The 4,425-nt window shown below is 34.4% G+C and carries 4 protein-coding genes; 2 read left to right on the forward strand and 2 right to left on the reverse strand.

Annotation, left to right across the window (positions count from 1 at the left end; genetic code table 11):
• Positions 1–274 precede the first annotated feature (274 nt).
• The gene (locus ACP6PK_RS20485; RefSeq protein WP_426562175.1) at positions 275–862 is read left to right on the forward strand and encodes an SMI1/KNR4 family protein; all 588 of its coding nucleotides are present in this window, start codon (positions 275–277) and stop codon (positions 860–862) included.
• 85 nt (positions 863–947) lie between these two features.
• Positions 948–2,078, forward strand: coding sequence for a type III secretion system chaperone family protein (locus ACP6PK_RS20490; protein ID WP_426562177.1), 1,131 nt, complete (start codon positions 948–950; stop codon positions 2,076–2,078).
• A 95-nt stretch (positions 2,079–2,173) separates the two neighbouring features.
• On the opposite strand, the gene ACP6PK_RS20495 is transcribed toward ACP6PK_RS20490, so the two are convergent.
• Together ACP6PK_RS20495 and ACP6PK_RS20500 are read right to left on the reverse strand one after the other, a co-directional pair.
• The gene (locus ACP6PK_RS20495) at positions 2,174–2,788 is read right to left on the reverse strand and encodes a CIS tube protein (protein ID WP_426562179.1); all 615 of its coding nucleotides are present in this window, start codon (positions 2,786–2,788) and stop codon (positions 2,174–2,176) included.
• Positions 2,789–2,825: 37 nt separating this feature from the next.
• Positions 2,826–4,425, reverse strand: a 1,600-nt coding sequence (locus ACP6PK_RS20500) for a hypothetical protein (protein ID WP_426562181.1), incomplete at its 5' end; no start/stop codon positions are given.

Genomic DNA, 4,425 nt, shown 5'->3' on the forward strand with positions numbered 1-4,425 from the left:
AATGAAAACGAACTAGATATACCTAATAATGAAAACGAACTAGATATACCTAAGAATGTTAATCCACCTGATAATGAAATTGAAAATATGCTCGATGCCACCGGCGAATGTAATGGGTGTAGTATGGATAAAGGTTTATTTGATCAGGTTGTTGGTTGATGTGATGGATGATTCAGAAACACAGAAACCAATAATTTTCACAAATGAAGATAATTCAATATAATAGTGAATAAAACTTATGAAAAATACAAGTTATATATAGCAATTTCATTCAATGGTAGCTAGTCTTAAAAATAACTCTGCTATTGATGTTTATCTATATAATTTTAATCCTCCAGCAACAAAAGAGGAATTAAATGAAGCGCAAAGCAAATTTAATCTTACCTCGGCAATGATTGATTTTTATAGTGAAGCAAATGGTATCACTATTGAATGGGAAAAGGAAGTTCCGGAAGGAGGGTTAATCGCTGGAATGATTGATTTATTGCCAATTCAGGAAGTATTTAGGGATTGGAAAGATAATATTTATTTTGATGAAAATGATCCTTGTAAAGCATTACATCCCATAGACTATTTTATTGGCAATGCTTGTGCAGGACTTTATTTAGATGGCTCAGATAATCCCGAAATCTATTATTACTATCGGGGTCGAAGAATTAGACCATTAGGTGTAGATTTCGAGGGCTATCTTCAACTGTTACTTAAATCTCGTGGTTTTTGGTATTGGCAACTAGCTATTGCTGGCCCTGAAGACATTGACCCTTCTGCAACTATGTCCAGAGAAGAAAGAAACTTTCGAGAAATTATGCCACAGCTTTTTCCAGACTTTAATCAATCAGACTTTCAACGGCTAGAACAATGAAAATATTTCACAGTATTCCACATTTTTGAGATACTTTAGTTATTGCGATCGCGAATCTTCATAGGTTATTCAATACTAAACTATCATGGGTACGCTAATTCAGTCTGTTGCTTCCCTCGATCACTTCCAACTTTGGCCTAATTCTAACTCCCCCGTTTATCTTCAGACCGCAACTGTTACCCTAATTCAACAGGATGAGGAAATCATCGAGTGTCGCCTGACTTTTGGGGTTACTCCTGAACTCTACCATCGTATTGACACTGAAGCACTGTTCAACCTCAAGCCTGAAGTTCGGACTATGTTAAGCAATGGCCACTTCCAACCTCAACTCGATATCCATATTGAAGCCACTCTCAAACCTGATTTACTTCCTCTGCTTCTCCAACAGGCGATCAACGCCGAAGAAGCGGCTTTTTATATTTCTAACCTCAGTCAAAAGCAAGCATCCTCACCAGACAGCTATACACTCCCTGAGACTGACCATCCTTACACTTTGTTAGAAACTGAAAATTGGTTGGCCTTGTCTGTGGTACAACATCAAAATTCAGGAGAAATAGGCTACCGCACGTTTTGGTCTTATGTCAATCCTCAGACTTTAAATCGTAATTCTATTTCCAGTGAAGAATTATCTGAAAATATCACCCGCTTTTTTACCGATGTCCTTGGTGGAAGTTTGGATAGTGCGATGCAAGAATTTGCCGATGAAACCGTCGGAAAAATTTCTAACTTTTTTCAAGAACTTACCTTAAAATCTTCTCCAAATCCTTCTATTTTTCAGACAGTTCTCAACTTTTTTACCGAAGATGACTGGCCATTTACTAAAATTCAAGGTGATTCTGCTTTACGTTTGGCCTTTCAAGGAAAAAATGGTACTTGGGACTGTTACGCCAAAGTTAGGGAACCACAACAACAGTTCGTTTTCTATTCTGTTTGTTCGGTTAATAAACCAGAAAATAAACGACAGGCGATTGGAGAATTCATCACCCGTGCCAACTATGACATGATTATAGGAAACTTTGAATTTGATTTCACAGATGGAGAAATTCGCTACAAAACTGGAATTGACGTACAAGGGGATAGACTGAGTTTTGCTTTAATCAAACAGATGGTCTATACCAACGTGATGATGATGGACCAATATTTACCAGGAATTCAGGCTGTTCTCTCTGAAAACCTCTCGCCCCTCGAAGCAATTACCCAGATCGAAGCTAGCTAAAGTATTGATAATTCATTAAGCAGAATAGAAAAAGGAGTCAAAAAATAAAGTTTTAATTAACACTAATTCTTCATTTTTTTGCAACAAAACAAAAATTAAAAATAATTATTTATTCTATTTATATCTGGATTAATTCCTATAGGAAACTTACGATTATTTCTAGTCTTTTTGCGGTTATCTAAACTATCAATTTCACGACGAACTTGAGAAAGGGTATCAGAAACTTGATTTTTTGTACCATCATAACCAAGTGATTTTGAAGGTTTATTATGCTCTGTTTCTTTAAGTATTAAACTATCAATTACAGCTCTTACAGGTGTTCCATCACTCAGAAACATTGTCAGCTTATAATTCAGTCGTTCAATAAAGCAACTCCGAAGATAAATTTGATCTCCCCAAATAAATTTATAAATAGGTGGAGATTCTTTTCCCTGGGCAAATTCCACAGCTTTCCGAAACGGATCGATAAAAGTTGTCACAACATTCAATCCAGATTCATAAGTATCAAATAAAATATTATTAATTGTTACTTGGTAGGGTTTAGTATGAGAAAAGCTAACTTTAGGAACTCCAGTATTATTATCTCTTGAGCCAGGATTATCTGCAATTTGTACAACTCTTTCAAATACTAATTCTTTGGGATTAAACATAAATATAATATCCGGCGCATTATCCTGACATTTTAAAATAGCCTTAACAAGTTGTGTCATAATATTCTCCTTAAAAAAAATTAATTATAATATATATTTACCAAGGTATATTACCTCTATAGTAAAGTCCTAAACGTTCTCTTTCTATCTCTATTTTTAATTGTAAGAGTTGATAAATTTTTCGAGTAAGAGTTTGTAATTTATAATTAACTAAAGAAACTGTTGCTCCAGTTTGCGATTGAAGTTGTCCGGGACGATTTAAACTTGAAGATAACCCTGGTGTTTTGATAGGAGCGGTTTGACTAATAGTATCCAACCAGGGCAAAGAGCCACCTGTTTTGAAGTCATGACGTTCTCGTTCTATTTCAAGTTGTTGTCTTAATAAATTATAAACTTTTCGCGCCAACATTTCCAACTGTTCCTTATCAATTAGAGTAATTTCTCCATCTTCTCCAATCACTTTCTCCACTTTTGCTGAAGAACTTGAAATAGATGTTGGAAGTTCGGGAATAGATTGTTCTTTTCCTATTGTAATTAATTCAGAAGTTTCCAGAGGCAACTGAGAATTAGATGATGGATTAAAGCGATCGTAATCCAGAATTTCTGTTATATTTGACCAGGATTCTTGTATGTTATCTATTACTGGAACACTTTCATCTATCAGTTGAAATTGATTCGACCAAACTTCTGTAATTTGAGGAGTTGCTTGATTTTTAGAAGGTTTAAAAGAACCTATATCAGTTAATGTTTCCGAAGTTGATAAACTCTCAAAAAATTCATTCATTAGTTGAGATTGAATAAAATCTGATTGTTGAGCTAAAGGAGAATGAGATTGAATAGGATTTAGGTTAGTTAAATTTTCAGGATTTAAGCGAGGTTGAATTTGAGAGACTTGATTTTCTGTTGTTTCTTGAGGAATAGTATCAGTAATCTCTGATTTTAATAAAGCTAAATCTTCTGTAGTAGTTTTGGATTTTTCTGGTAATTCAACTGTTGATTTTTGTTGAAATAAATCAATAGGTTTGTCTTGTGTTAACTGTTGGGTTTCAATAGTTTCATCTAAAGCTTTTGGGCTTATTTCTTGTGATTTGACTATGAATTTTTCTTGAAGTGAATCAATAGGTAATTCTGGAATAAACTTTTGATCTTGAATAGTTTCATCTGAAGCTGGTGGGGTTATTTCTGGTGATTGAATTGTCGAATTTTCTTGAACTAAATCAATAGGTAGCTCTGGGATTAACTGTTGAACTTCAAGAGTTTTGTCTGAAGCTATATTCGTTTCTTCTAATTTTTTTTCAGAAGCAGGAATGGTTGAATTTTTCGGAACTAAATTAATATGTTTTTCTTGTATTAACTGTTTGGATTCAACAGTCTCATCTGAAGCTATTTTTTCTATTTCTGGTGATTTAACCGTTGATTTTTCTTGAACTAAATCCGTAGGTTGTTCTGAAATTAACTGTTGAGGTTCAATAGTCTCATAGGAAACTTCGGGTGTGATTTCTGGGGATTTTACTGTGGATTTTTCTTGAACTAAGTCGGTAGGTTGTTCTGAAATTAACTGTTGAGGTTCAATAGTCTCATAGGAAACTTCGGGTGTGATTTCTGGGGATTTTACTGTGGATTTTTCTTGAACTAAGTCGGTAGGTTGTTCTGGAATTAACTCTGAAGTTTCAACAGTTTCGTCTGAAGTCTTGGGA

It is taken from the genome of Dapis hubbardiae BLCC-M172 (assembly GCF_050016015.1).
Classification (GTDB): Bacteria; Cyanobacteriota; Cyanobacteriia; order Cyanobacteriales; family Microcoleaceae; genus Trichodesmium.

Bases quoted from the DNA above. Each gene is read 5' to 3' on its own strand.
- ACP6PK_RS20485 (WP_426562175.1), top strand. From the start codon at position 275: ATGGTAGCTAGTCTTAAAAATAACTCTGCTATTGATGTTTATCTATAT.
- ACP6PK_RS20490 (WP_426562177.1), top strand. From the start codon at position 948: ATGGGTACGCTAATTCAGTCTGTTGCTTCCCTCGATCACTTCCAACTT.
- ACP6PK_RS20495 (WP_426562179.1), bottom strand. From the start codon at position 2,788: ATGACACAACTTGTTAAGGCTATTTTAAAATGTCAGGATAATGCGCCG.